The organism is Mycobacterium sp. MYCO198283 (assembly GCF_021213805.1).
Classification (GTDB): domain Bacteria; phylum Actinomycetota; class Actinomycetes; order Mycobacteriales; family Mycobacteriaceae; genus Mycobacterium.
This window is the reverse complement of sequence record NZ_JAJQJI010000004.1, coordinates 344520-371164: the sequence shown is the minus strand read 5'-3', so window position 1 is coordinate 371164 and position 26645 is coordinate 344520. Positions and strand designations below refer to the sequence as shown.

Here is a 26645-nt window from a genome sequence, read left to right as displayed (position 1 = left end):
CCGTGGCGTATGGCGCGCTGCGGCGGCTGCTGTTTGCGCTGCCCGCCGAGCAGGTGCACCACTGGGTGTTCACGCTGTTGCGCATCGTCACCGCCACACCGCCGGTGCGCGCGCTGCTGCGCCGGCTGCTGGCGCCGCGCGACCCGCTGCTGCGCACGACGCTGTTCGGCGTCGATTTCCCCGGTCCGGTGGGTCTGGCGGCCGGCTTCGACAAGGACGGCCTCGGCCTACGCACCTGGGGCGCACTGGGTTTCGGGTTCGCCGAGGTCGGAACCGTCACCGCGCAGGCGCAGCCCGGCAACCCGCCGCCGCGGCTGTTCCGGCTGCCCGACGACCGGGGCCTGCTCAACCGGATGGGCTTCAACAACCACGGCGCCGGCGAGTTGGCGCTGCGGCTCGCGCGGCACGTGCCCGACGTGCCGATCGCGGTGAACATCGGCAAGACCAAGACCACCCCGCCCGCGGACGCCGCCGACGACTATCGGATCAGCGCGCGGCTGCTGGGGCCGCTCGCGGCGTTCGTCGTCGTCAACGTCAGCTCACCGAACACCCCGGGCCTGCGCGACCTGCAGGCCACCGAATCGCTCCGGCCGATCCTCGCGGCGGTGCTCGCCGAAACCGACGCACCGGTGCTGGTGAAGATCGCGCCGGACCTCTCCGACGCCGACGTCGACGCCGTGGCCGACCTCGCGGTCGAGCTGGGGCTCGCGGGCATCGTCGCCACCAACACCACGGTGTCGCGCGACGGGCTGCGCACCCCCGGTGTCATGGAGCTCGGCGCGGGCGGGGTGTCGGGTCCCCCGGTCGCGCGACGGTCGCTCGAGGTGCTGCGGCGGCTCCACGACCGGGCCGGCGATCGGCTGGTGCTCGTCAGCGTCGGCGGCATCGAGACCGCCGAGGACGCCTGGGAGCGGATCACCGCCGGCGCCTCGCTGGTGCAGGGCTACACCGGTTTCGTCTACCAGGGCGGGTTGTACGCCAAGCACATCAACGACGGGATCGCCGAGCGGCTGCGGGCCGGCGGGTTCAGCTCGCTCGCCGAGGCAGTCGGTTCGGCCGCGCGCCGCTGAGCGCCCGGTCATCCCTCGCGAGCGTGCGCGGCGGTACGGCAATGGCGGCGTGCCGGCGTACAGACACGCACGCTCGCGGAAACGGGTCAGCCCGCCGGCTGTTCGTAGGTGCCGTGGATGAGCGCGCGGGCGATCGCGTGCTGGAAGAGGTTGAACCCCAGGAACGCCGGGCTGGCGTCCTCGTCGATGTCGAGCTTCTCGACGTCGACAGCGTGGACGGCGACGATGTAGCGGTGCGGGCCGTGTCCCGGCGGCGGGGCGGCGCCGACGAAACGACGCGCCCCCGCATCGTTGCGCAGCGTGATCGCGTCGCCGGGCAGCGAGCTGCCGTCGCCGACGCCGGCCGGCAGGTCCGTCACCGTCGCCGGCAGGTTCGCGACCGCCCAGTGCCAGAAGCCCGACCCCGTGGGTGCGTCGGGGTCGTAGACGGTGACCGCGAAGCTGCGGGTCTCCTCCGGGAAGCCCGACCACGACAACTGCGGCGAGACGTCCTCGCCGCCGGCCCCCATCATGCCGCTGACCTGCGCATTGGCTAGCGGCTGTCCGTCGGTCACCGACTCCGAGGTGAGCGTGAAGCTCGGCAGCTGCGGCAGGAACTCGTACGGGTCGTAGGGGAAGGCCATCGGGGCGCTCCTTTTCGTCGTCTGGTCAGCTGTGCAACAGGAAGTGCTCGAACACCCGCGCCCCGAACTCCAGCCCGTCGACGGGCACCCGCTCGTCGATGCCGTGGAACAGCGACGCGAAATCCAGCTCGGGCGGCAGGCGCATGGGCACGAACCCGAAGCATCGGATACCCAGTCGGGCGAACGATTTCGCATCCGTGCCGCCGGACAGCATGTAGGGCACCGTGCGGGCGTCGGGATCGACCGCCAGGATCGCGTCGTTCATCGCGTCGACCAGGTCGCCGTCGAAAGACGTTTCATACGACGGCAGTTCGCTGATCCACTGCCGGCTGACGTTCGGGCCGATCAGCCGGTCGACCTCGGCTTCGAACGCGGCTTGACGGCCGGGCAGCACGCGGCAGTCGACCACCGCCTCGGCGGTCGACGGGATGACATTCGCCTTGTAACCGGCGCTGAGCATCGTCGGGTTCGCGGTGTCGCGCAGCGTGGCGCCGATGATCCGGGCGATGGGGCCGAGCTTGGCGATCGCGCCGTCGATGTCGGGTGAATCGACGTCGAAGGTGTAGCCGGTTTCCTCGGTCACCGCGGCCAGGAACTCCGCCACCGCCTCGGTCATGACGATCGGGAACTCGTGGCTGCCCAGCCGGGCGACCGCGGCGGCGATGGTGGTGACGGCGTTGTCGTCGTGGGTGAACGAGCCGTGGCCCGGCCGTCCCCGGGCGGTGAGCCGCATCCACAGCAGCCCCTTCTCGGCGGTCTCGATCAGGTACAGCCGCCGCTCGCCGCCGTCTCTGGTGGGCACCGTCAGCGAGAAACCGCCGACCTCGCCGACGGCCTCGGTGACGCCGGCGAACAGGTCGGGCCGGTTGTCGACGAGCCACTGCGCACCGAACCGGCCGCCGGCCTCCTCGTCGGACAGGAACGCGAACACCAGGTCGCGCGGCGGAACGATGTTGTGGCGCTTGAAGTGCCGGGCGACGGCGATCATCATCCCGACCATGTCCTTCATGTCGACCGCACCGCGGCCCCACACGTAGCCGTCGGACACCGCGCCGGAGAACGGGTGCACGCTCCACTCCGCGGGCTCGGCGGGGACGACGTCGAGGTGGCCGTGGATGAGCAGCGCGCCGCGGGACGGGTCGGCGCCGGGCAGCCGGGTGAAGACGTTCCCGCGGCCCGGCGCGCCGGCCTCGACGTACTCACACGTGTAGCCCACCTCTTCGAGCTGCTGAGCGACCCAGCGCGCGCACGCCTCCTCACCCTTGGTGGTGGCCGGCACGCCGGTGTTGGAGGTGTCGAAGCGGATCAGGGCGCTGACCAGTTCGACCACTTCGTCGGCGGGGCTGTGCACGACTGCTTTCCTACCACCTGAGCCGCGTTTGGGTTCGGCGCCGCTCGTCCGTTAGCCTTAGTCGCCTCGTACTGGTCCGAGTGGCGGAATGGCAGACGCGCTAGCTTGAGGTGCTAGTGCCCTATTAACGGGCGTGGGGGTTCAAGTCCCCCCTCGGACACATCCGGCGACACGACTCAAGTCGGCCGTCGCCTTGACTTGTCGCAGATGCGGATCGTCATCGAGGCGGAACCCCAGGCTCTCTTACACCTCGGCGCCCTCCGCCCCGGTAGCCGCACCAAGCACTGCTGGCAGCCCGCCCAATTCCTCAACCAAGTCGCTGATTTGTGCGGCAGACATGGCGCGAGGTCGCTCCGCGAAGCGCTCTGACTTTCCCGGAGGTTCGGGTTATTGGATTCCGACCATGAAGTACCCCAGGTTTGTTCCTAGTTGGTTGTGAGGGCCGGGGTTGGCTGGCTCACGGGGTGTGAGGTGCCGGTGAGGGCGGCCTCGTGTTCGGCCGGTGGAACGTACCCGACAGCTTGGTGCAGGCGTTCTGCGTTGTACCAGGCGACCCAGGCGGCGGTGGCCAGCTCGACGTCGTCGACGCTGCGCCAGGGTTTGCCGCGGTTGATCAACTCGGTCTTGTAGGCGGCGTTGACCGCCTCGGCGAGGGCGTTGTCATAGCTATCGCCGCGTGACCCCTCACCGAGGGCGCGATCCCGAGTTCGGCCAGCCGGTCGGTATAGGCGAGCGATAGGTATTGGGCTCCGCGGTCGGAATAATGGACCAACCCCACAGATTCGAATCGATTTGCCATACAGCATGATTGGCTTCCTGTAGTGGAAGGTCCTCGATGCGCATCGTCGCCGCGACGGCCCACCCGACGATGGCCTTGGTGCACGCGTCGGTGACGAACGCGCTGTAGCAGAACCCCTGCCAGGCCCGCACAAGAGTTGATATCGGGGCAACCCAGAGCCGGTGCGGCGCCGGCGCGCTGAACGGCCGGTCGACCAGATCCGCAGGCCGGCAGTCAGCTGGGTCGCTGATGGTGGTGAACACCGGCTTGCCCCGCTGAACCACGCGCAGGCAGGCCGTGCGCATCAGCCGGGGGATCTGCTTGCGACCGATCGACCAGCCCCGCCGTCTCATGGCGTGATGCATCATCTTGACGCCACAGACCGAGAACTTCTCCTCGTGGACGATCCTGAGGTCGGCGATGAGCAGTTCATCGCCGATCGCGCGGTCTGATGGCGGGCGGGCCTTCGCGGCCCGGTCACCACGGAAGGTGAGGAAACCGGTGAATGCTGCCCGCAGCACACCGCAGATGAGCTCGACCCCGAACTGATCGCGATGTGCGTCGATGAACGCGATCATTTCGTCGCGGGGCGGTCGAGCTCCGCTGCACAAAACGCAGACGCAGACTGCAGAATCTCGTTGGCCCTGCGCAACTCGGCGACCTCACGCTTGAGCTTGCGGATCTCGGCGTGCTCGGAGCTGGTGACACCGGGACGCTCACCGGCATCAACCTGCGCTTTGCGCCGCCACCGGCGCACCGACTCCTCAGAGATCCCGAGTCTGCTGGCTACAGACTTGATCGCCTCGAACTCAGACACTACCGAGGCTTCCACCGTGGTGATCAGCAACCGCAGCGCACGATCACGAAACTCCTTCGAATACTGACGGGGCAAGCTCCCGATCCTCCTACACGGATCGGAACAAGACCTGGGGTACATCACCTCGACCGCACACCACCGGTGCAGTTCGAGGCCCGCTACTACACTCAACAAGCGGCCGCCATGACAGAGGCACACCAGTAACCGAGTGTGCATGAGACCCAATGCGTTCTAAAGAGATTCGTGCGCGCCCCTGCCTCCGTCGGCGATATCGTCGGTGAAGCGGTGCCGTGCCGATGTCAGGAGGGGCGATGTCAGACGCAGTGCGGGTTGCCCCAGCCGACCTCCACCGATCGGCAGCCAAGGTCGACGACCATGCCGAGGAATACCAGGCTCGCCACGGCTCGGCCCACGTCCGGATCGCGCAATCGCAGCCCGGCGCCCCGGCCGGGCATGGAAGAGCTTCTTCCCCGGCGACGACTACTTCCTGAACCTGGCGAACCGGCAGCTCGCCGCCGCGGGTGATACGCCAATAGTCTGGCCGTTCGCCCAGCGGAACGCGGCGGAGAAAGTGGCCAAGCTGCTGCGGGCCAACGGCCTCGATACTTAAGTCATCTACAAACCCATGGGGTGAATCACTACTTATGGCGACGGCACAAATCAGCGCGTATTGGGGTCCCCGGGCGCAGTCGGTGAAGGCAGCCGTGCAGCAGCTGCAGCAGCTAATGGCGGCGCTGGCCGATAGCAGTCCGCTCCTCTCTGGGTAGCGCGATCAGGCGTTCTCGAAGAAGAACGCTCTTGAGTCATCCGTCGTCACCGCGAGTCCCGATGATCTGCGCAGCCGCCTGCTGGCCGGTCTTCGCGCCGCGGGCACTCTTGCGGACGATGCGATCCAGGATGGTGGGACATCGCTGTCATGGTGGAACGCCGCAGAAGAACCAGTCGCCGCGGTGCTGGCGGTTCGTCTTGGTATTACGAACCCACGGTTGGGCTTCAACGCAGTGACACTGCAACTGCCTGCTTCTGAGGGCGAACCGTCGCTTTACTCGCCGGACACCGCTCGCTCCCTGATGATGACGGCAATCGAAATCTTTACACCCGACCACGCGAATTGGATGACGCCGGACATCGAGCAGCTGCAAAAGTCCCCGAACCAGACACTTCCGGACGGCAGCGTCAAGATCGGCGTGATCACCGGGCGTGCGGCCGGCTGGGCGACGTATCTGAAAGACGGCGTGGACGCAGGCTTCGACCAGACGAAGCTACCGAATACTGCGGCCCTTACCCCTGTCGCCAACGGGACGCTGGTAACGCTGGGGGATGACTCCGTGAGTCCGCCACCGCGTGACATCTTGTCTGTCCGGACCGCGATGGGGTACGGCGATGCAGCTCCGGAGTCGGCAGGGGACCAGGCATCGCTACCACCGGTAACTGAACGTCCTCGCAGCGCTGGACTATCCGGGTCCGAGAAAGCGGACGTTCGACCCGTTCAACCGGCCCGCGACGCGGATGAGAGACAGTCTCAGGTTGGTCAGTCTGCACCAGCTGACCAGCCGCACAAGGGAAGCGACTGATCGTTACGGACACGTATCAGGGCGCGCAGAAGTGGTGCGCCGCGCGCAGACGGAGTAGACGCCAGACGCTCGCGGTGATCAAGCTACGCGACATGTCGAAACAATCGACCGAGCACTCGCACTCCTTGCGACGGTCACAGCGGTGGTGCGGCCTCGGTGGAGTGCCATCCACCCCGTTACTCGACGCGCTCCTTGACGAACGCTCCGGTCTGCTGCATGAGTAGGTGACATCTGAGTTGGCTTGCTCAGCGTGGGCAAGCTGGAAGACCTCAACTCGTGTCGCAGGTGGCCAAGTCCCCCCTCGGACACACTTTCCTTCGCGATTCACCTTCACTCCTCGGCCTTCACCGCCAGCACCGGCGTGCGGCATTCGAGCAGCAATTGCTGCGCGACGGAGCCCAGCAGCAGCTTGCCGACGGGGTTGCGGTGCCGCAACCCGATCACCAGCAGCTCGGCGTCGTCGCGGTCGGTCGCCGCCAGGAGCTCCCGTACCGGGTCGACGCCGACGGGCTGGCGGAACTCGTAGCGCACCCCACACGTCGCGAGCCGGCGCTCGACGTCCTGGGCTTCCGCCTCGGGCGCGAACCGGGCGTCGGCGTAGGAATCACCGCGGGTCGCGTTGATGACGAGTAGCTCGCTGTCGCGACGCTGCGCCTCGGCGATCCCGTGGTCGAGCGCCGCCCGGCCGTAGCGGTCCGCGGTGTACCCGACGACAATCACTGGTGCTCCGCCTTTTCTCGCTGGTCCGCGTCGTCCTCGACGATCAACAGGGACTCCTCGTCGCGATGCAGCAGCTTCAGCACCAGCGGCACCAGCAGCAGCACGGCCATCAAGATGTAGGTGACGATGGCGACGGGCTCGGTGAACAGGCTGCTCCACTCGCCGCCACCGAGCTGCAGACTCTGTCGCAGCTGCCGCTCGATGCGCGGCCCCAGGATCACGCCGATGATCAGCGGCAGGATCGGCAGCCCGAAGCGCCGCATCATCAGCCCGAGCAGACCGAACACCAGCAGCAGCGCCAGATCCAGCGGCTGCACGTTGACCGCGAGCGCGCCGAGCACGGCGAAGAACAGGATGCCCGCGTAAAGGTACGGCCGCGGGGTGCGCAACAGCTTCGCCCACACCGGCGCGAGCGGCAGGTTGATGATCAACAGCAACAGGTTGCCGATGAACAGGCTGGCGATCAACGTCCAGATGAGCAGCGGTTCGCTGTCGAACAGCGTCGGGCCCGGCTGGATGCCGTAGGACACGAACGCCGTGAGCATCACCGCGGCGGTCGCGTTGGTCGGCAGCCCGAGCGACAGCATCGGCACCAGGGTGCCCGCCGCGGACGCGTTGTTCGCCGCCTCGGGGCCGGCGACGCCCTCGATGGCGCCCTTGCCGAACTCCTCGGGGTGCTTCGTGAGCCGCTTCTCGGTGATGTAGGACAAGAACGTCGGCAGCTCGGCCCCGCCGGCGGGCAGCGCGCCGAACGGGAAGCCGTAGGCGGTGCCCCGCAGCCACGGCTTCCACGACCGGCGAAAGTCGTTGCGGCCCATCCACGGTCGGCCGACCGGGATGATCTCGGCGGGGCGGCGGCGCAGGTGCGCCGCAACCCACAGCGCCTCACCGACCGCGAAGATCGCCACCGCGATCACCACGATGTCGATCCCGTCGGAGAGCTGCGGGATGCCGAAGGTGGCGCGCGGCTGACCGGTGAGGAAGTCGATGCCGACCACGCCGATCGCCAGCCCCAGGAACAGCGAGATCGCGCCGCGCAGCTTCGAGGCACCCAGCACGGCGGTGACGGCGACAAGGGCAAACACCATGATCGCCAGGTACGACGGCGCGCCGAGTGTCACCGCGAACCGCGAGATGGGCGGCGCGAACGCGGCCAGCAGCGCCGTGCCGATGGCGCCGGCGACGAAGGACCCGATCGCCGCGGTGGCCAGCGCCTGCGACGCGCGACCGGCCTTGGCCATCTTGTTGCCCTCGATCGCCGTGATCACCGACGACGACTCACCGGGTGTGTTGAGCAGGATCGACGTGGTCGACCCGCCGTACATGCCGCCGTAGAAGATGCCGGCGAACATGATGAACGCGGCGCTGGGGCTGACGTTGTATGTCACGGGCAGGAGCAGCGCGACGGTCATCGCGGGTCCGATGCCCGGCAGCACGCCCACCGCGGTACCCAGCAGCACGCCGATGACCGCATACAACAGGTTCATCGGGGTGGCCGCCTCGGCGAAGCCCTGCTGCAGCCAGTCGAAGTTGTTCATGTCAGAGAATCCCGTCCAGAACGCCTGCGGGCAGCGGGATTCCGAGCCCGGAGTAGAACGCGTAGAAGCTGACCAGCGCCAGCACGAGGCCGATCGCGACGTTCGCGACGTAGCGCCGGCTGCCGAGAATGGTTGCGGCACCGGCGAACAGCGCCGTGCCCATGATCACCCAGCCGAGCGGTTCGACGAGCAAGATGGTCGCGACGAACACTGCGACGAGCAGGCCGACGGTCCGCCAGTCGCTGGGCGCCTCGGGATCGACGTCCTCGCCCGCGTCGGCCTCCCCCACCGAGCCGCGCGGGATGGCGATCGCCAGGGCGACCGCCAGCAGGATCAGCACGATGCCGATGGCGAGCGGAAACGCCTTCGGGCCGACCGGGTCGACCTTGGCGAAGCCGGCCTCCAACGTCACCGCGTCGTAGACGAGGAACGCGCCCACGATCACGAGCACCGCACAGACGACGTACTGCGCCCGGTCGACGTGCTGGCCTGTCTCAACAGTGTCGCGAGCGTCGGATGTGCTCATACCAGCCCCAATTCGGTCAGGGTCTCCGAAACCCGGTTGTCCTGGTCGACGAGGAACTGCTCGAACGCCGGCCCGGTGATGAAGGCGTCGGTCCAGCCGTTCTTCGCCAACGCGTCGCGCCACTGCGAGGTGGCGTGCATCTTCTCCAGCGCACGCACCATGGCCTGCTTGGCGTCGGCGGAGATGCCCGGCGGCGCCAGCACCCCGCGCCAATTGGCGAAGGTCAGGTCCACGCCGGACTCCTTGAGCGTGGGGGCGTCGACGCCGGGCACCCGCTGCTCGCTGGAGACGGCGAGCACCCGGAGCTGACCGGCATTGATCTGGTCGATGAATTCGCCCGGGCTCGACGTGCCGACGGTGATCTTCTTGCCCAGGAGCGCCGTCAGCAGGTCGCCGCCACCGTCGTAGGTGACGAAGTTGACCGCGCGCGGGTCTATGCCGACGGCCTCGGCGGTCTCCATGGGGAACAGGTGGTCCGGGCCGCCGGGCGACGAACCGCCACCGATGGTCACCGTCGACGGGTCGGCCTTCCAGGCCGCGATGAAGTCCTGCACCGTCCGGAACGGCGAGTCCGCGGGCACGAAGATGGCGCCCGGGTCCTCGATGAGCTTGGCCAGCGCGGTGGCTTCGGAGGTCTTGATGTTCGAGCCGTTGGTGTAGGTGGCGCCGACGACGCCGAGCCCCATTGTCATCATCAGGTCGCCGTTGCCGCGTTCGTTCATCAGCCGCGCCATGGCGACGGTGCCGCCGGCGCCGATGACGTTGAACACCTCGACGCGGCCGGTGATGTCCTGATCTTCCATGATCTTCACCGCCGTGCGCGCGGTGAGGTCGTAGCCGCCGCCGGGGCTGTTGGGCACCATCATCCGCAGCCGGTGCAGCCCCTCGGTCTCGTCGCCGCGCGTCACCCCGCACGCCGACACCAGCAGCACCGCGAGCAGCGCCAGCAGGATGCGTTTCACCGTCGTCTCCCGTTCCCGTTGTGATCTGGGGCAATACTGGAGGCAACATATGGCGTGAGTCACTCTTGAGGTCGCAAAGGACGTTGTGGTCATTGAGTTCACCGCCTAGGCCCGCACTGCGGGCGTTCGGCATCCGCAGCCTGGCCGGGCAGTTCCTGCTGTCGCAGCTCGCGGTGGTGGCCGTCGTGCTGTTTGCGGTCGCGGCGGTGTCGGTCGCCCAGTCGAGCGACGAGTTCCGGGCCAGCCGCGGACAGCGGATGGTGGCCGTCGCCGAGAACGTGGCCTCCACCCCGGTGGTGCGCGATCGCTACGCCGATTCGTTCGCGGCGACGGTGCTGGCGCCGGAGGTCGACCGCGCCGTCGCGCTCTCCGGTGCGCGCCTGGCCGAGCTGCTGGACCCGAGCGGCACCGTGCGGGCGTCGTCGGAGCCGTCGCGCGTCGGCACTTCCGTCGACCTGGGCGCCTCACGGGCCGACGAGGGGCGGGCGTGGTTCGGCGACGGCGACGTCGACGGCGTCCACAGTCTCATCGGGCAGGTGCCGGTGCTGTCGACCCGCGGTGAGGTGCTGGCGATCGCCTCGGTGAGCGAGCCCTACCCGTCGGTGTGGCAGCTGCTGAGCGGCGCCGGTGAAGGGCTGCTGCTGTACCTGGGGCTGGGCGCGGCGCTGGGCGTGCTCGCGGCGTGGGTGCTGTCACGGCGCATCAAGCGGCACACCCGCGGGCTGGAGGTCTCGGAGATCGCGAGCCTCGCCGACCACCGGGAAGCGTTGTTGCACAGCATTCGTGAGGGCGTGCTCGCCGTGAATACCGACGGCGTCATCACGGTGCTCAACGACAGCGCCCGCGAGCTCTTGGGCCTGCCGGATACGACCGTGGGCAGCCGGATCGACGAGGTCGGGCTCGACGACGCCGTCGTCGACTACGTGCTGTCCGGTGACGACGGGCGCAGCCCGGCCGAGACCGTGATCGCCACCGGCACAAGGCTTCTCGCGCTCAACCGCCGCACCGCACGCAGCGGCGGCGCCCACATCGGCACGGTGACCACGATGCGCGACAGCACCGAGCTCGCCGCGATGCGCGCGCAGCTGTCGTCCCACAAGAGCGTCACCGACACCCTGCGGGCGCAGACCCACGAGTTCGCCAACCAGCTGCACACCATCTCGGGTCTGGTGGAGCTCGGTGAATACGACGCGGTGCGCGACCTCGTCGGCACACTGACCCGTCGGCGCGCCGAGATCTCGGCCGAGGTCACGCGGCGCATCTTCGACCCGGCGGTCGCCGCACTGCTCATCGCGAAGACCTCGCTGGCCGCCGAGAACGGGGTGACGCTGCGGGTGTCGACGCGGTCGCGGCTCGCCGCCCTGGAGCCGGCGCTGGCCACCGACGTGATCACCGTGCTGGGGAACCTGATCGACAACGCGGTCGAGGTGTCGGCGGACACGGTGACGGTCACGGTCGACGACTCCGACGGCCTGACCATCGAGGTCGCCGACTCCGGCCCGGGGGTGCCGCCGCCGCTGCGGGAGGCGATCTTCGCCCGCGGGGTGACGTCCAAACCGGACGTCGCGGGCGGCCGCGGCATCGGCCTTGCGCTGGTGCGCCTGGTCACCGCGCAACACGGCGGCGAGGTGTCGGTGAGCGACCGCGCCGGCGGCGGGGCGGTGTTCACGGTGCGGCTGCCGGTCCGCACCGCCGTGCCGACGGGTGGATCATGACGCGCGGCGTGCTGGTGGTGGACGACGACTTCATGGTCGCCGACATCCACCGCCGGTTCGTCGACCGCGTCGACGGCTACCGCGCTGTGGGGGTGGCCCGCACCGGCGCCGACGCGTTGACGCAGACGCGCGAGCTGGCACCCGACCTACTGCTGCTCGACGTCTATCTGCCCGACATGACCGGCCTGGCGGTGCTGCACCAGCTGCGGGCGCAGCGCAATCCCGTCGGCGTCATCATGATCACCGCGGCGCGGGAGCTCGACACCGTCGGCGCCGCACTGGCCGGCGGCGCGGCCGACTACCTGATCAAGCCGTTCGAGTTCCACCAGCTGCGCGCGAAACTCGAGGCGTTCGCGGCCCGCGCCGCCGCCCTGGACGCCGCCGGCGGGGCCGACCAGTCGACGATCGATGCGCTGTTCGGTCGCGGCGCCACACCCCCGGCCGACGTGCTGCCGAAGGGCCTGGGCGCCGAGACGGGCCGGGTGGTGCTGGCCGCGGTGACTGCGGCCGGTGAGGTGTCCGCCGCGGAATGCGCTGAGCGGGTGGGTATCTCGCGGGTCAGCGCCCGGCGCTACCTGGAGCACTACCTGCAGACCGGTGTGCTGGAGTTGCGGCTGCAGTACGGCACCGGCCGCCCCGAACGCCGCTACCGTGCCGTGCACTAGCCGGATCGCGATTCCGTGCGACCGAGCTGGTGGCGCAGCGCAGCCTCGACGTCGGGGTGGCGGAACCGGTGGCCGAGTTCGGTGAGCCGGGCCGGCACCACGCGCTGATCCGCCAGCGCCAGTTCGCGGGCACCGACGTCTCCCAGCAGCAGCTTCGGCCCGAACGCCGGTACCGGCAGGACCGCCGGTCGGCGCAGCGTCGCGCCCAGCGCCGCGGTGTAGTCGGTGTTGCGGACCGGGTTGGGCGCAACGGCGTTCACCGGACCGGCCAGCCGATCGTCGTAGATCGCCCGGTAGTAGACGTCGAGCAGATCGTCGATGCCGATCCAGGACAGCCACTGGGAGCCGTCGCCGAGCCGGCCGCCCAGACCGGCGGCGAACAGCGGCCGCAGCAGCCGCAACGTCCCGCCGCGGGCGGCCTGCACGATCCCGGTGCGCACCGCAACGACCCGCAGCCCCCCGTCGACGGCGGGCGCGGTGGCCGCCTCCCAGTCGGCGACGACGTCGGCGAGAAAGCCCGCACCGCGGGCCGCGGCTTCGGTGAGCGGCTCGTCGCCCCGGTCGGCGCCGTAGAACCCGATCGCCGACGCGCTGACGAAGACGGTCGTGTCGCCGGCGGCCGCCGCGGCGCGCGCCAGCTTCTCCGTCGGGCCGATGCGGCTGTCCCGGATGCGGCGCCGATGCTCGGCGGTGAACCTCCCGGCGATCGACTCCCCCGCCAGGTGCACGACCGCGTCGACCCCGTCGAACAGGCCCGGTGCCGGATCCTGCGGATCCCAGCGGCGCTCGTCGGGCGACGACGCCGCCCTGCGCACCAGCCGGATCACCCGGTGACCGCCGGCAGTCAGCATGGCCGCGAGCGCCGACCCCACCAGTCCCGATGCGCCGGTGATCGCGATGGTCGACGGCCGCAGGCCACGCTCGGCGGCGTCGCGGTGCGCGGCCAGGTCCCCGGCGACCTGCCGGTGGCGGTAGCCGAACATCGGCCGCAGCGCCGCCGCCGGCACCGGGGCGTCGATGCGGTCGGTGAGCCGCGTGGCGTCGGGCCCCTCGGCGGCGAACTTGTGGGTGTGCCGCCACCGGCCGACCAGCCGCGGCGGCCACGACGCGGGGCCGCGGTCGCTGGACAACACGTCGACGAACCGGTGCGGCGGGCGGTACTCGTCGGGTTGATGCTGGGCCACCCACCGCAGACCGCCCGGCAGCCCGAGCTCCGCGGTGCCGTCGGCCAGCGAGCGCGCCTCGGCCCGCACGGTCATCGGCTGCCACGGCGGAACGAGCCGCGGCATGGCGCCGGGGCGGGCATGCCAGTCGAACACCTCGCGCAGCGGGAAGCCGACGACGCCCGTGTACTCGATGCCCATGACCGCTCCTCGTCTTCGCCGCCGGGTCTTCCGCTAAAGCATTCGGAGCCGGAGCGCATCCGGACGGTCCGGTCGCGTTCTACCCTGGACGGACCAGCCCATGTCCGCTCTCCGACGCGCTCTCTCGCGGCGGCCGTTCGAGGACCGCCGCGACGCCGGACGTCTGCTGGCGGCCGAGCTCGCGGCGGTGCCCAGGGACCGGCTGTTGGTGCTCGGCCTGGCGCGCGGCGGTGTGCCGGTGGCCGCCGAGGTCGCGGCGGCGCTGCAGGTTCCGCTCGACGTCTTCGTCGTCCGCAAGCTCGGCACGCCGGGGCGGCCGGAATTGGCCTGCGGGGCCATCGCCGCGGCGAGCGGCGACGAACCGCTGGTGGTGATGAACGACGACGTCGTCGCCCGGTTCCGGCTCGGCGCCGACGAGATCGCCGCCGTCATGGCCGCCGAGACCGCAGAACTGCGCCGCCGCGTGACGCTGTACCGCGGGGACCGCCCGCCGCCGGCACTGGCCGAGGCCGACGTGCTCCTCGTCGACGACGGCGTGGCGACCGGCGCCAGCATGCTCGCCGCGATCCGCGCGGTCCGGCTCGCCGCGCCGCGCCGCATCGTGGTGGGGGTGCCGGTGGCTCCGCCGACGGTGTGCCGGCAGCTCGGCCGGGTCGCCGACGAGGTGGTCAGTGTGTGGACGCCCGAATCGTTCCTCGCCGTCGGCGAGGCGTACGCCGACTTCCGACAGACCGCAGACGACGAGGTTCGGGCGCTGCTGCGCGGTTAGCGCGGGTCGCGGCGGGAGGCCGCGTCGTCACCGGTAGCCGGCGAGCCCGACGTGCGGACCCCCTCGGTGGGCGGGTCGCCGGCCACCGGAAGCACAGCGGTGGCCTCCCCCGGCTCCGCCGCGTCCGTCGGGTACTCGGCGTCGAAGGTCTCATAAGTCGACTCGGCGCCCGTCCCCCGGCCGGCGCCGTCCGCGGTGGCGTCGTCGTCATCCGACGGGGAAGCGTCGGCGCCCTGACGTTCGCGGATGGCGTCGATGATGAGCACCACCACCCCGATGACGCTCGCCGCGATGCAGACCCAGGCGATGATCTCGTTACCCGACACGATGGCGGCGACCAGCGCCGCGAGGCCGATCACGGCCATGGTCAACGCGACGATCAGCATCGTTCACCCCTGCGCCGGAACATCACTCGCCCGCCGAAACCCGCCGGATCAGTTGTTGCCGCGGTTGAACTGGTTGAAGGCGGCGCTGTCGCTGTTGGCGCTCGAATCGACCGGTGCCGCCGATCCGCGCTGACCGAGCTCCTCGAGCTGCGACTCCAGGTAGGTCTTGAGCCGCGTGCGGTATTCGCGCTCGAAGGTGCGGAGCTGCTCCAACCGGCCTTCGAGGACCGTGCGCTGCTGATTGATGGTGCCCATGATCTCGGAGTGCTTGCGTTCGGCGTCGGCCTGCAGGGCGTCGGCCTTCTCCTGCGCCTGGCGCAGCTGCGTCTCGGAGCGCTGCTGGGCGTCGGCGAGCATGGCCTCGGCGCGCTGCCGGGCCTCGGTCACCGTGGCCTCGGCCTCGCGGCGCGCCTCACTGAGGATCTGGTCGGCGTTCGCCCGGGCGTCGGCGATCATCTTGTCGTGCTCGGCCTTGGCGGAGCTGGTCAGCCGGTCGGCGGTGTCCTGCGCCAGCGCCAGCACGCGGGCGGCCCGCATGCTCGCCTCTTCGTCGGGCACTGCGGCCGGCGCGGGCGGCGGCGGCGGCGCCTCGTAGACCGGCTGCGGCTCCGGCTCGGGCTCGACGTAACTGGGGATGGTCTGCGTCGGCTGCGCGGAACCGGCGCCGGACCGTGCGGACGCCAACTCCTGATCGAGCTCGGCCACCCGCTGCCGCAGGTCGGCGTTCTCCTCGATGAGCCGTGTCAGCTCGGCCTCCACCAGATCGAGGAAGGCGTCGACCTCGTCCTCGTTGTAACCGCGTTTGCCGATCGGCGGCTTACTGAAGGCGACGTTGTGAACGTCGGCTGGCGTTAGCGGCATTGTCTGCCCCCTAGTCTGGACGGTCGAGCCGATCACGAAGTGTAGATCGACGGAATAGCCGTACTGTAACTGGCGTCCATCCTGTCACACCAGACCCGGCGGTTGCAGGCAAGACCGCTAAAAGGGGTGAAGCTCCGGTGCCGTCCCGGCGGCGGACGGACCGAAGTGTCGTAGTGTTCGCCGGCTCAGCGCGTCGGCGACCGAGGTGGGACGACCCCCTCGGGGACCGTCAGGATTGCGCCGCGCCGAAGGCGAAGTTCATGCCGATGAACGTCACCAGCAACAACACCATGATCGACAGATCGAACCGGACGTTCCCCAGCGTGAGCTGCGGAATGATGCGGCGGAGCAATTTCACGGGAGGATCGGTCAGCGACATGATCACCTCCAGGATCACGACGGTGATCCCGCGCGGTCGCCAGTCCCGGCTGAACGACCGAATGAACTCGATGACCACCCGCGCGATCAGCAGCAACCAAAACGCGAACAGCGCCAACGCGATGATGTTGAAAAGGGGCGCCAACTAGCCCGTCCTTCGGAAGTGTGACATTGCCGACAAGGCCCGGTCCGCCGTGGTGGCGGACCAATGCCAGCCTACCGACCTGGCGGCGAGTGCACGCGTCGCTCATCGGTTGGCTACTGGTAGGCGTAGAAGCCGGTCTCCGCGAGGCGCCGACGCTGCTCAGGCGTCACCTCGACGTCGGCCGGGGACAGCAGGAACACCTTGGTCGCGACCTTGTCGAAGGATCCGCGCAGCGCGAACGCCAGGCCGGCCGCGAAGTCGACGAGTCGCTTGGCGTCGGCGTTGTCCATCGACACCAGGTCCATGATCACCGGCGTGCCGTCCCGGAACCGCTCACCGATGGTGCGGGCCTCGCTGTAGTCCTTCGGCCGCAGGGTGGTGATCTTCGACAGCGGGCTGCCGGCCTCGAAGATCTCCGCCATGCGCCGCGGGTCCATCGCGAGCGAGCCGCGGCTGCTGGGGCGGACGACGCCGAACCGGGGAGCGGGCCGGTCGAAGTCCCGCGGGCCGCGCAGCCGCGCCTCGAAGCGGGGGTCGTCGCCGTAGCCGCGGTAGCCGGGCGGATAGTCGTCGGGCCGGTCACCGCGGTCGTCGTAGTCGTGACCCTTGTAGTCGCGGCCTTCGAATTCGCGGCCCTCGTAGCCGGCGCGGCCCTCGAAGCGCCGGTCGTCGCGGGCGTCGTGGTCACGTTCGCGGCGCGGGTAGCTGCGGCCGGCGGCGTGGTCGTCGTCGTAGTACTCGTCGTCGTAATCGTCCATCGGCGCCATGCCGAAGTAGGCCTTGACCTTGTGCAGAGTGCTCATCGGTGACCTTTCGGGGTAAAGCTCGGTGATAAAGATGTGACTGGAGTGACTACTGATGGTGACCGTAGCGGGCGTTGTCCCATCAGCGCGGTACCGACACGCACAACGGTGGAGCCGTGTCGCACCGCGCTCTCCAGGTCGGCCGACATGCCCGCGGACAGCCCCGTCGCGCCGGGATGGTCGCCCGCGATTCGCTGCCGGGCGGCCGCCAAGGCCGCGAACGCCTCGTCGGGGTCGGCGCCCACCGGCGGTATGCCCATCACCCCGGCCAGCCGCAGCGCCGGCTGCCCGGCGACCTCGGCGCACAGCGCGTCGACGGCGGCCGGGTCGGCGATGTCGACGCCGCCTCGCGCCGGGTCGCCGTCGAGGCTGAGCTGCACGTAGATCTGCAGCGGCGCGCTGCGCTCCCCGGCGGCGAGCGCCCGGTCGGCCGCCCGCCCGAGTGCGCCGACGAGCCGGGGCGAATCGACCGAGTGCACCGCGAACGCCCAGCGCGCCACCGAGTTCGCCTTGTTGCGCTGGACGCTGCCGATCATGTGCCAGCGCAGCGGCTCGGGAACGCGGCCCGCGAGCTCGGCGATCTTGGCGGCGGCCTCCTGGTCGCGGCTCTCGCCGACGGCGCGACAGCCCAGCCGGGCGAGGATCTCGACGTCGGAGGCCGGGAAGAACTTGGTGACGGGCAGGAGTTCGACGTCGCCGGGGTCCCGGCCGGTCGCGGCGGCGGCGGCCGCGAGCCGGTCGCGCACCGCGCGCAGGGCCGTCGCCAACTGCTCTTCGCGGGCGGTGTTTCCCCCCCGTCGCTCCGCTCGCCCCGGTGCCACGTTCACTCCATCCAGACCACGGAGGCCAGGCGGCCGGTCGGGGCGCCGCGGCGATGGCTGAACAGCGCCGGATCGTCGACCGTGCAGCGCGGGTCGATGTCGACGGCCGTGACGCCAACCCGCCTGAGCTGCACCGCGATACCGGCACGCAGGTCCAGCCCGGCGGTGCCGCGGGACGTGGTGGTGCGGCTGCCGGGGAGGGCGGCCTCGACCTCGTCGGCCATGGCGTCGGGCACCTCGTAGTTGCGGCCGCTCACCGCCGGGCCGAGGAACGCCGAGATGTCGGCGGGCGTGGCGCCGAGACGGGTCATCTGCTCGATGGCCCGCACCACCACGCCGTTGGCCGCGCCGACCCGGCCGGCGTGCACGGCGCCGACGACACCGGCGCGGGCATCCGCCAGGAGCACCGGCACGCAGTCGGCAGTGACGACCGCCAGGGCGAGCCGCCGCTCCGCCGTCACCAGGCCGTCGGTGTCGTCGGGCGCCGGGGTTCGGGGTTCGCGGACGGTGACGACGCGGTCGCCGTGGGTCTGGTTCATCCACACCACGCGGTCCGAACCGAGCCCGATCGCATCGGCGAGCCGCCGGCGGTTGGCGGCGACGGCCGCCGGATCGTCGCCGACGTGGTCGCCGAGGTTGAAGGTGTCGAACGGCGGGCGGGAGACGCCACCCGCACGGGTGGTGGTCACGCGACGCACACGAACACTCACGGACGCCAGTATCCCGGTGCCGCCGCGGGTGTCAGTGGCGCATGAACGGCGGCACGTCGACGTCGTCGTCGGAGATGCCGCCGTCGTTCGGGCCGCCGATGCGCACCGTGGCGCCGTTGTTCTGGTTCGGCACCGCGCCGGCCTCGACCGGCTCGAAGAGCGTCGACTTGACCTTGCCGGCCTCGCCGCTGCTGATCGTCGCTCCCGACCCGGCAGGCGCCGCCGGCTTGCGACCGGTCGCGTCGAACCCGGCGGCGATGACGGTGACCCGCACCTCGTCGCCGAGCGAGTCGTCGATCACGGTGCCGAAGATGATGTTCGCCTCGGGGTGTGCGGCCTCCTGGACCAGCGACGCGGCCTCGTTGATCTCGAAGAGCCCGAGGTCGCTGCCGCCGGCGACCGACATCAGCACGCCTTGCGCGCCCTCCATCGACGCCTCCAGCAGCGGCGAGTTGATCGCGATCTCGGCCGCCTTGAGTGCCCGGCCGTCGCCGCGGGCCGCGCCGATGCCCATCAGCGCGGTGCCGGCGCCGCTCATGATGCCCTTGACGTCGGCGAAGTCGACGTTGATGAGGCCGGGCGTGGTGATGAGGTCGGTAATGCCCTGCACGCCGTTGAGCAGCACCTCGTCGGCGCTGCGGAACGCGTCCATCAGCGACACGGCGGCGTCGCCCATCTGGAGCAGCCGGTCGTTGGGGATGACGATCAGCGTGTCGCAGCTCTCGCGCAGCGCGGCGATCCCGGCCTCGGCCTGGGTGCTGCGGCGCTTGCCTTCGAAGCTGAAGGGACGGGTCACGACGCCGACCGTCAGCGCGCCGAGCTTGCGGGCGATGGTCGCGACGACCGGTGCGCCCCCGGTGCCGGTGCCGCCGCCTTCGCCCGCGGTGACGAAGACCATGTCGGCGCCGCGCAGCAGCTCTTCGATCTCGTCTTTGGCGTCCTCGGCGGCCTTGCGGCCGACATCGGGATCGGCGCCGGCGCCGAGGCCGCGCGTCGAGTCGCGGCCGACGTCGAGCTTCACGTCCGCATCGCTCATCAGCAACGCCTGGGCGTCGGTGTTGATGGCGATGAACTCGACGCCCTTGAGCCCCTGCTCGATCATCCGGTTGACGGCGTTCACGCCGCCGCCACCGATGCCGACAACTTTGATGACGGCGAGGTAGTTGTGCGCAGGCGTCATGACTGTCCGCTCTTCCCGCAAGCGCTCATGGCGATCGCCTTCCTCCCAGTTAGACATTCGAAGCGGGTCACTTGACCGGTGCAAACCCTCAACCTCAACCACAGGCTTAGAGTTATGTCAAGTTGTTCCGCGCAACCAGAACGGTATGGGCCGGTGCCGCCGCAACACCGCAGGCGCGCCGAAACGCCGGCCCATTTTCTGCTGTGACGGCCGACGCCGCCCACTCGCGCCCGCCGACCGTGCGCGCCGTACCCGGCCGCCGCGGCGTGTCGGCGTACAGACACGCACGCTCGCGGAAACGGGGCGACTACTTGACGGTCGGGAGGTCGGGGGTCGAGACGTCGTAGGTGTGGCCCGGGCGGGTGAGCAACGCCGCGAGCTTGTCGGCCTTCTCCGCGGTGCGGTCGGTGGTCCCCCACACCACGACCCGGCCGTCGGTGAGGGTCAGCGTGATCGCCGCGACCGACGGGGCCGCCACGGCGGCGACCTGACCGGCGACCTCGGGCCGCAGCGCGGTGAGCACCTGCAGCGCGGCGCGCGTCGGCGGATCGTTGGGCCCGGGCCGCTCGACGTCGAGCAGCGGCAGCCCGGGCGGCGGCGGCGCGGTGGCGAAGTCGACGCCGTCGCGGTCGAACAGGTGCGGGCCGTCGGGATAGTCCTTGACCACCACCGGGATGCGCTCGACGACGGCGATCCGCAGCGTCGACGGGTACTCCCGCCGCACGCGGACCTCCGCGACCCGGCGGATGGCGGCGACCCGGTCGGCGACCAGCGCCGTGTCGACCTGCAGGAGCGGCGTGCCCGGCGGCACGGCGGCGGCGGCGAGCACCTCCTCGCGGGTGACGACGCCGGTGCCGGTGACCGCGAACGTCCGCGCCGACATGACCGGCGTGAAGTACAGCAGCAGGCCCAGCCCGACGGCCACCACGACCGCGACCACCGTCCAGACCAGCACCTTGAGGCCGCGGACCACGCCGCGCGGCGGTGTCGTGGCGGCCTCGAGCGCCGGCATGCCGGCCTTGCGTTTGGCCTCGCGGCGGGCCTGCTCGATGGCGATCGCCCGCTCCTGGGCGGCGCGGCGCTCGGCGCGCTCGCGGCGGGCGCGGCGGCGCGGTCCCTCGAATTCGCCGCCGGGCACCTCGTCGGCGGGCGCCGGCGCGCCGAGCCGCAACGGCTGCGTTTCGGTGTTGTCCGACAGCGGCGCGTCGTCCGACTGCCCCGTCGGCCCGGTCACCGGACGTCCTGCCGCGGCAGGTTGCGGTTGGCCCGCAGCCGCAACGCGGTGAGGATCTCGCCGCCGAGCATCGTCACGTCGCCGGCGCCCATCGTCACGATGACGTCCCCGGGCCGGCTCGCGCGGGCCACCGCGTCGGCGACCGCGGACATGTCGGGCAGGTAGTGCACCGGCACGCTGACGTGTTCGGCCACCGTGGCGCCGCTCACCCCGGGCCGGGGCTGCTCCCGCGCGCCGTAGACGTCGAGGACGAACACCAGGTCCGCTCCGTCGAGCGCTGCCCCGAATTCGCGCGCGAACACCTCGGTGCGCGAATACAAGTGGGGCTGGAAGACCACCACCGCGCGGCCGACGCCGGTCTGGCGGACCACCTCGCGCAGCGCGGCGAGGGCGGCGCGGACCTCGGTGGGGTGGTGGGCGTAGTCGTCGAATACCCGCACCGAATCCGCGGAGCCGACGAGCTCGAACCGGCGGCGCACGCCCTCGAACCCCGCGATGCCGTCGAGCACCGCCTCGGCCGGAGCGCCGGCCGCGATCGCCGCGACCAGTGCACCGAGCGCGTTGAGCGCCATGTGTCGGCCGGGCACCGACAGCCGCATGACGCGCGGCAGCCGCTCCCCCGCCAACCCGACGTGCGCGACGGCGCCCGTCCCCTGCTGCTCCCAGTCGAGCAGGACGCCGGCGCCCGCCGCGGCGGGATCGCTGCCGTAGCGCAGCACGCGGATGCCGCGGGCGGCCGCGCGGTCGCCGAGTGCGGCGGCGCCGGGATCGTCCGCGCACACCACCAGCGCACCGCCGGCGACGATGCGGTCGGCGAACGCGTCGAACACCGCGGTGTAGGACTCCTCGCTGCCGAAGAAGTCGAGGTGGTCGGCGTCGATGTTGGTGACCACCGCGACGTCGGGCGTGTACTCCAGCAGCGAGCCGTCGCTCTCGTCGGCCTCGGCGACGAAGTAGGAACCGCTGCCGTGGTGCGCGTTGGTCCCCGCCTCGCCGAGGTCGCCGCCGACCGCAAAGGACGGGTCGAGGCCGCAGTGCTGCAAGGCGACGATCAGCATCGACGTCGTCGAGGTCTTGCCGTGCGTGCCGGTCACCATGACGGTGCGGTAGCCCGACATCAGCCGGGCGAGCACCGCGGGCCGCAGCACGACGGGCACGCCACGCCGGCGCGCCTCGACGAGTTCCGGATTGTCCTTCGGGATCGCGGCGTGGGTGGTGATGACGACGGTCGGGCCGCCGGGCAGCAGGTCCAGCGCGCCGGCGTCGTGCCCGATGCGGATGAGCGCGCCGCGCGCCCGCAGCGCCAGCACGCTCCGGGACTCCTTGGCGTCGGAGCCCGACACCTGCCCGCCCCGGTCGAGCAGGATGCGGGCGATACCCGACATGCCGGCACCGCCGATGCCCACCATGTGCACGCGGCGCAGCTCGTCGGGCAGCGGCTGGCCGCTCACCGGCGACCCCACCGGCGCGGCGGGCCGCCGGTGTCGCGGGCGGCGCGCGCCGCGCGGGCGATCTCCAGCGCCACCTCGGCCACCCGGCGTGCGGCATCGGAGTGCCCGACGGCCGCCGCGGCCGCCGTCATGGCCGCGAGCCGCGGCTCGTCGGTCAACAGGTCGACGACGGTCTCGGCGACATAGGCCGGCGTGAGCAGGGCGTCCGGCACCAGCAGCCCGCCGCCGGCGTTGACCACCGGCAGCGCGTTGAGCCGCTGCTCGCCGTTGCCGATGGGCAGCGGCACGTACACCGCGGGCAGGCCGACCGCGGACACCTCGGCGACGGTCATGGCGCCCGCGCGGCAGATCGCGAGATCCGCGGCGGCGTACGCCAGATCCATCCGGTCGAGGTAGGGCACCGCGACGTACGGCGCCGGCGGCGACGGCGCGGGCAGCTCCAGGCGGTTCTTGGCGCCGTAGGCGTGCAGCACCGAGATCCCCGCCGCCGCAAGCTCTTCGGCCGCACCGGACACGGCATCGTTGATGCGCACCGCGCCCTGCGAACCGCCGAACGCCAACAGCACGCGGGCATTTTCGGGGAATCCGAAGTAGGCGCGCGCCCGGGTGCGCAGCGCGGCGCGGTCCAGCGACGTGATCGCGGCGCGCAGCGGGACGCCGACCACCTCGGCGCCGCGCAGCCCCGGATCGGGGACCGCCGAGAGCACGCGGCGTGCCGTGCGGGCGCCGACCCGGTTCGCGAGGCCGGCGCTGGCGTTGGCCTCGTGAATCACCACCGGCACCGGTCGGCGCCGCACGCCGCCGCGGGCGGCGAGGTAGGCCGGCAACGCGACATAGCCGCCGAACCCGACGACGACGTCGGCGTCGACCGCGTCGAGCACCGCGCGGGCCTGCGTCACGGCCTGCCGGATGCGGGCCGGCAGTCGCGCGAGGTCGCCGGAGGGCTTGCGCGGCAACGGCACCGGCGTGATGAGCTCCAGGTCGTAGCCCCGGGCGGGTACCAGCGACACCTCGAGCCCGCGTGACGTGCCGAGGGCGGTGATGCGTACGGCGGGATCGAGCGCGGTCAGCGCGTCGGCGACCGCCATCGCCGGCTCGACGTGCCCGGCCGTGCCACCGCCCGCCAACACCACCGACACCGAGGCGGACCGCGGCGCTTCACCGGTCGTCGTCGACGGCCGGACCTCGTCGTTCACCCGTGACGCTGACCTTCCCGATCTCGGGCGCGGTCGCCCCGACGTCGGGGCGGGTTCGCGCGCCGCTGGCCTGCCCGGTTCTGGGCGCCTCCATGATGCCTTGCCGCCGCGCGCTCCGGCCGTGCGGGCGGGGTGGACGTGCGGCCGCCGCCGCGGCGTTCGGTTGCCGACCGGCCGCGGGTGGCAGGCCGCACCGAGGTGGACGGACCGGCCGGCGCCGGGCGGGACCGTAGCCGGTCGCGCAGCGCTTCGACGCGGGTGGGCACGTACGGCTCGGGCGGCGGCAGCCGCAACAGCCGATTCATGCGGTCGTCGCGGCCGGCCCGCAGTGCGGCGACCGCCTCCGGTTCGTGCCGCGCGGCGTTGGCGATCAGCCCCATCATGAACAGCGTGGTGGCGGTCGAGGTGCCGCCCGCGGAGATCAGCGGGAGCTGCAGGCCGGTGACCGGCAGCAGGCCCACGACGTAGCCGACGTTGATGAACGCCTGGCACAGCACCCACATGGTGGCCGTGGCGGTGAGCAGCCGCAGGAACGGATCGACCGAGCGCCGCGCCACCCGCATCCCGGTGTAGGCGAACAGGCCGAACAGCCCCAGCAGCCCGCAGGCGCCCACGAAGCCCAACTCTTCGCCGATGATCGCGAAGATGAAGTCGTTGTGCGCGTTGGGCAGGTAGTTCCATTTCGCGGTGCCCTGTCCGAGGCCGTCGCCGAACCACCCGCCGTTGGCGAGCGCGAACTTCGCCTGCCGGGCCTGATAGCCGGCGCCCTGGGCGTCGGCGCCGGGATCGAGCCACGACTGCACCCGCGCGGAGCGGTAGCCCTCGACCATCGCCAGCACCGCCGCCGCGACGAGAGCGAAGAGCGTGGAGGTGATGAACACCCGCAGCGGCAGCCCGGCGTACCAGAGCAGCGCGAGCAGGATGATGCCGAGGGACACCGTCTGCCCCAGATCGGGCTGCAGGACGATCAGGGTGAGGGCGAGGATCGCGGCGGGCACCAGCGGCACCAGCAGTTCGCGCAGCGATGCCCGTTCCATCCGCCGGGTGGCCAGCAGGTGCGATCCCCAGATGACGAAGGCGATCTTGGTGAGCTCCGACGGCTGCAGGGAGAGGCCGTTGACGACGAACCAGCCGCGCGAGCCGTTGGCCACCTGACCGATGCCGGGCACCAGCACCAGCACCAGCATGACGATTGTGATGGCGAACGCGCTGAACGCGACCCGCCGGATGAACCGCACGGACATCCGCAGCGCGAACCAGAACGCCACCAGGCCGACCGCCGTCCACATGAGCTGGCGGCCGAAGATCGCCCACGCCGATCCGCCGTCGTCATAGGACGTCACACCCGACGCCGAGAGCACCATCGTGAGGCCCAGCGTCGTCAGCAGGGCGGCGACCGCGACGACCAGGTGAAACGACGTCATGGGCCGCCCCAGCCAGGCACCCATCCGGGTGCGCGGTCCGGTGGCCACCCCGGTGCCGGCGGTGTCGGCCGGTCCGTCGGTCGCGGCGCGCCGCAGCCGGGGCACCCGAATGCGCACGACGGTTACCGTCCGGCGGGCAGCGCGCGGACCGCGGCGGCGAACGCGTCACCGCGTTGGCCGTACCCGGCGAACTGGTCGAACGACGCACCGGCGGGCGCGAGCAGCACCGTGTCGCCGGGCCGGGCCAGGCTGCGGGCAGCAGCGACCGCCGCGGCCATCACCCGATCGCCCAGCGGCGCGTCCCCGTCTTCCACCCATCGAGTCTCATATGTAACAGCAGACTCATGCGTCTCGTGCACCACAGGATCCTCCCGCGTCGCCACGGTGATCACCGGGACATCGGGGGCGTGTCGCGATAACGCCTCGGCAACTGCGGCGCGGTCACGGCCGATCAGCACGGCACCGGCCAGCCGGTGCCCGACCGCTGCCACCGTCTGATCGACCGAGGCGCCCTTGAGCATGCCGCCCGCCAGCCAGATCACCCGCGGATGGGCGGCGATGGACGCCTGCGCGGCGTGCGGATTGGTCGCCTTGGAGTCGTCGACGTAGCGCACGCCGTCCACCTGCGCCACGAACTCGGCGCGGTGGCGGCCGACCTCGAAGCCGCGCAGCGCCGCGGCGATCGCCCCCGCGTCGACGCCCACGGCCCGCGCGAGGGCCGCCGCCGCCAGCGCGTCCAGCACGCCCACCGGGCCGGCCACCGGGATGTCTGCCGCCGCGACGAGCGGCACCGCATCGCCGAACGCCCGGTCGAGCAGCACACCGTCGCGCACGCCGAGCTCGCCGGGCGCGGGGACGCCGAGCCGGAACCCGACGCGGGTCGGCGCCTCGGCGGCCGCGAGCAACTCGGCGGCGATCGGGTCGTCCACGCCGCCGACCGCGACGCGGCCGCGCAACACGCGCGCCTTCGCCGCGGCGTACGCCGCCATGGACCCGTGCCAGTCCAGGTGGTCCTCGGCGACGTTGAGCACCACACCGGCGTCCGGCCGCAGCGACGGCGCCCAGTGCAGCTGAAAGCTCGACAGCTCGACGGCCAGCAGATCCGACGGCTCGGCCAGCACGTCGAGCACGGGACGGCCGATGTTGCCGCACAGCGCGGCCCGCCGGCCGGCCGCGACCAGCATGGCGTGCAGCATCGAGGTGGTCGTGGTCTTGCCGTTGGTGCCGGTCACCGCGAGCCACCGCCGGGGCGCGCCGAAGCGGCCGGATGTGTCGAGGCGCCAGGCCAGTTCGACGTCGCCCCACACCGGAACGCCCGCGGCGGCGGCGGCCGCGAGCACCGGCGCGCCGGGCGGGAAGCCGGGGCTGGTGACGACCAGGGCGAAGTCGCGGATCCGCGCGGCGGCCTCGGCGCTCCGGATGACCGGCGCGTCCAGCGGGACGGCGCCGGGGTCGTCGTCGCACAGCGTGGCGACCACCCCGAGCGGCCGCAGCGCCGCCAGCACCGACCGCCCGGTGACGCGGGCGCCGGCGATGAGCACCGGCACTCCGGGTGCGAGCGGCGCGAGCGGGTCCGCAGGCACG

At 71.4% G+C, this 26645-nt stretch carries 28 protein-coding genes, 1 tRNA gene and 1 other annotated feature; of the genes, 6 read left to right on the top strand and 23 right to left on the bottom strand.

The window, feature by feature from the left end:
* Positions 1-2: 2 nt before the first annotated feature.
* Complete coding sequence (locus LV457_RS10700; protein ID WP_232170843.1) at positions 3-1070, top strand: quinone-dependent dihydroorotate dehydrogenase; 1068 nt, start codon at positions 3-5, stop codon at positions 1068-1070.
* Between the two features lie 86 nt (positions 1071-1156).
* Here LV457_RS10700 and LV457_RS10695 read toward each other — a convergent pair whose 3' ends face one another.
* Positions 1157-1693 carry a YbhB/YbcL family Raf kinase inhibitor-like protein gene (locus LV457_RS10695; protein WP_232170840.1) on the bottom strand — a complete coding sequence of 179 codons (537 nt, stop codon included), beginning with the start codon at positions 1691-1693 and terminating at the stop codon, positions 1157-1159.
* A 25-nt stretch (positions 1694-1718) separates the two neighbouring features.
* Positions 1719-3044 carry a M20/M25/M40 family metallo-hydrolase gene (locus LV457_RS10690; RefSeq protein ID WP_232170837.1) on the bottom strand — a complete coding sequence of 442 codons (1326 nt, stop codon included), beginning with the start codon at positions 3042-3044 and terminating at the stop codon, positions 1719-1721.
* A gap of 74 nt (positions 3045-3118) precedes the next feature.
* Here LV457_RS10690 and LV457_RS10685 point away from each other — a divergent pair.
* Positions 3119-3204: transfer RNA gene (locus LV457_RS10685), tRNA-Leu, on the top strand.
* 265 nt (positions 3205-3469) lie between these two features.
* Here LV457_RS10685 and LV457_RS20280 read toward each other — a convergent pair.
* The 4 genes from LV457_RS20280 to LV457_RS10670 all read right to left on the bottom strand — a co-directional run bounded on the left by LV457_RS20280 (position 3470) and on the right by LV457_RS10670 (position 5094).
* Positions 3470-3781 (bottom strand): integrase core domain-containing protein, encoded by a 312-nt coding sequence (locus tag LV457_RS20280; RefSeq protein WP_374198810.1) that lies wholly within the window; start codon positions 3779-3781, stop codon positions 3470-3472.
* The gene (locus tag LV457_RS10680) at positions 3729-4400 is read right to left on the bottom strand and encodes an IS3 family transposase (protein ID WP_232170834.1); all 672 of its coding nucleotides are present in this window, start codon (positions 4398-4400) and stop codon (positions 3729-3731) included. The genes LV457_RS20280 and LV457_RS10680 overlap by 53 nt, the downstream gene beginning before the upstream one ends.
* Positions 4322-4439 (bottom strand) — a sequence feature (AL1L pseudoknot). Its footprint overlaps the gene before it by 79 nt.
* The gene (locus LV457_RS10675) at positions 4397-4714 is read right to left on the bottom strand and encodes a transposase (protein ID WP_232170833.1); all 318 of its coding nucleotides are present in this window, start codon (positions 4712-4714) and stop codon (positions 4397-4399) included. (Overlaps the previous feature by 43 nt.) The genes LV457_RS10680 and LV457_RS10675 overlap by 4 nt, the downstream gene beginning before the upstream one ends.
* 239 nt (positions 4715-4953) lie before the next feature.
* The gene (locus tag LV457_RS10670) at positions 4954-5094 is read right to left on the bottom strand and encodes a hypothetical protein (protein ID WP_232170832.1); all 141 of its coding nucleotides are present in this window, start codon (positions 5092-5094) and stop codon (positions 4954-4956) included.
* A 546-nt stretch (positions 5095-5640) separates the two neighbouring features.
* Here LV457_RS10670 and LV457_RS10665 point away from each other — a divergent pair.
* Positions 5641-6213, top strand: coding sequence for a hypothetical protein (locus tag LV457_RS10665; RefSeq protein WP_232170831.1), 573 nt, complete (start codon positions 5641-5643; stop codon positions 6211-6213).
* 330 nt (positions 6214-6543) lie between these two features.
* Here the strand turns inward: LV457_RS10665 and LV457_RS10660 are convergent, their stop codons facing one another.
* From LV457_RS10660 to LV457_RS10645, 4 genes are read right to left on the bottom strand one after another with little or no spacing between them, the layout of a single operon-like run.
* Positions 6544-6933, bottom strand: a complete 390-nt coding sequence (locus tag LV457_RS10660; protein WP_232170830.1) for a universal stress protein — start codon at positions 6931-6933, stop codon at positions 6544-6546.
* Positions 6930-8471, bottom strand: a complete 1542-nt coding sequence (locus tag LV457_RS10655) for a tripartite tricarboxylate transporter permease (RefSeq protein ID WP_232170829.1) — start codon at positions 8469-8471, stop codon at positions 6930-6932. The genes LV457_RS10660 and LV457_RS10655 overlap by 4 nt, the downstream gene beginning before the upstream one ends.
* A gap of 1 nt (position 8472) precedes the next feature.
* Positions 8473-8997 (bottom strand): tripartite tricarboxylate transporter TctB family protein, encoded by a 525-nt coding sequence (locus tag LV457_RS10650; protein WP_232170828.1) that lies wholly within the window; start codon positions 8995-8997, stop codon positions 8473-8475.
* Positions 8994-9950 carry a Bug family tripartite tricarboxylate transporter substrate binding protein gene (locus LV457_RS10645; RefSeq protein WP_374198809.1) on the bottom strand — a complete coding sequence of 319 codons (957 nt, stop codon included), beginning with the start codon at positions 9948-9950 and terminating at the stop codon, positions 8994-8996. Before LV457_RS10645 ends, LV457_RS10650 begins: the two co-directional genes overlap by 4 nt.
* Before the next feature lie 101 nt (positions 9951-10051).
* Here LV457_RS10645 and LV457_RS10640 point away from each other — a divergent pair, with 101 nt between their 5' ends.
* Both LV457_RS10640 and LV457_RS10635 read left to right on the top strand, forming a co-directional pair.
* Positions 10052-11674, top strand: a complete 1623-nt coding sequence (locus LV457_RS10640; RefSeq protein WP_232170825.1) for an ATP-binding protein — start codon at positions 10052-10054, stop codon at positions 11672-11674.
* Positions 11671-12339 carry a response regulator gene (locus LV457_RS10635; RefSeq protein ID WP_232170823.1) on the top strand — a complete coding sequence of 223 codons (669 nt, stop codon included), beginning with the start codon at positions 11671-11673 and terminating at the stop codon, positions 12337-12339. The genes LV457_RS10640 and LV457_RS10635 overlap by 4 nt, the downstream gene beginning before the upstream one ends.
* Here the strand turns inward: LV457_RS10635 and LV457_RS10630 are convergent.
* Positions 12336-13703 carry a TIGR01777 family oxidoreductase gene (locus LV457_RS10630; protein ID WP_232170821.1) on the bottom strand — a complete coding sequence of 456 codons (1368 nt, stop codon included), beginning with the start codon at positions 13701-13703 and terminating at the stop codon, positions 12336-12338. The two genes, LV457_RS10635 and LV457_RS10630, sit on opposite strands and share 4 nt — an antisense overlap.
* 100 nt (positions 13704-13803) lie before the next feature.
* On the opposite strand from LV457_RS10630, the gene LV457_RS10625 reads away from it, so the two are divergent.
* The gene (locus tag LV457_RS10625; protein WP_232170819.1) at positions 13804-14472 is read left to right on the top strand and encodes a phosphoribosyltransferase; all 669 of its coding nucleotides are present in this window, start codon (positions 13804-13806) and stop codon (positions 14470-14472) included.
* Here LV457_RS10625 and LV457_RS10620 read toward each other — a convergent pair.
* The 12 genes from LV457_RS10620 to murD all read right to left on the bottom strand — a co-directional run bounded on the left by LV457_RS10620 (position 14469) and on the right by murD (position 26644).
* Positions 14469-14858 carry a hypothetical protein gene (locus tag LV457_RS10620; RefSeq protein ID WP_232170817.1) on the bottom strand — a complete coding sequence of 130 codons (390 nt, stop codon included), beginning with the start codon at positions 14856-14858 and terminating at the stop codon, positions 14469-14471. The genes LV457_RS10625 and LV457_RS10620 overlap by 4 nt on opposite strands.
* Before the next feature lie 48 nt (positions 14859-14906).
* A complete protein-coding gene (locus LV457_RS10615) occupies positions 14907-15719 on the bottom strand; it encodes a DivIVA domain-containing protein (protein WP_232170814.1) in 813 nt (270 codons plus the stop codon).
* 229 nt (positions 15720-15948) lie between these two features.
* Positions 15949-16242 (bottom strand): YggT family protein, encoded by a 294-nt coding sequence (locus LV457_RS10610; protein WP_232170812.1) that lies wholly within the window; start codon positions 16240-16242, stop codon positions 15949-15951.
* A 113-nt stretch (positions 16243-16355) separates the two neighbouring features.
* Positions 16356-17045, bottom strand: coding sequence for a cell division protein SepF (locus LV457_RS10605; RefSeq protein WP_232170810.1), 690 nt, complete (start codon positions 17043-17045; stop codon positions 16356-16358).
* Positions 17042-17866: a YggS family pyridoxal phosphate-dependent enzyme gene (locus LV457_RS10600; RefSeq protein WP_232170808.1), complete on the bottom strand. Its 825-nt coding sequence runs from the start codon at positions 17864-17866 to the stop codon at positions 17042-17044. The genes LV457_RS10605 and LV457_RS10600 overlap by 4 nt, the downstream gene beginning before the upstream one ends.
* A 2-nt stretch (positions 17867-17868) precedes the next feature.
* Entirely contained in the window at positions 17869-18576 is a 708-nt protein-coding gene (pgeF, locus tag LV457_RS10595) for a peptidoglycan editing factor PgeF (protein ID WP_232170806.1), read from the bottom strand.
* Positions 18577-18607: 31 nt separating this feature from the next.
* Positions 18608-19756, bottom strand: coding sequence for a cell division protein FtsZ (gene ftsZ / locus LV457_RS10590; protein ID WP_232170804.1), 1149 nt, complete (start codon positions 19754-19756; stop codon positions 18608-18610).
* Positions 19757-20063: 307 nt separating this feature from the next.
* Complete coding sequence (locus LV457_RS10585; protein ID WP_374198802.1) at positions 20064-20990, bottom strand: cell division protein FtsQ/DivIB; 927 nt, start codon at positions 20988-20990, stop codon at positions 20064-20066.
* Entirely contained in the window at positions 20987-22399 is a 1413-nt protein-coding gene (gene murC, locus LV457_RS10580) for a UDP-N-acetylmuramate--L-alanine ligase (protein ID WP_239030623.1), read from the bottom strand. The genes LV457_RS10585 and murC overlap by 4 nt, the downstream gene beginning before the upstream one ends.
* Before the next feature lie 38 nt (positions 22400-22437).
* The gene (murG, locus tag LV457_RS10575) at positions 22438-23637 is read right to left on the bottom strand and encodes an undecaprenyldiphospho-muramoylpentapeptide beta-N-acetylglucosaminyltransferase (RefSeq protein ID WP_308192184.1); all 1200 of its coding nucleotides are present in this window, start codon (positions 23635-23637) and stop codon (positions 22438-22440) included.
* On the bottom strand, positions 23634-25157 hold the full coding sequence (gene ftsW / locus LV457_RS10570) for a putative lipid II flippase FtsW (RefSeq protein ID WP_232170982.1): 1524 nt from the start codon (positions 25155-25157) through the stop codon (positions 23634-23636). The genes murG and ftsW overlap by 4 nt, the downstream gene beginning before the upstream one ends.
* Positions 25158-25183: 26 nt before the next feature.
* Positions 25184-26644, bottom strand: a complete 1461-nt coding sequence (murD, locus tag LV457_RS10565; protein WP_232170799.1) for a UDP-N-acetylmuramoyl-L-alanine--D-glutamate ligase — start codon at positions 26642-26644, stop codon at positions 25184-25186.
* Position 26645 lies beyond the last annotated feature (1 nt).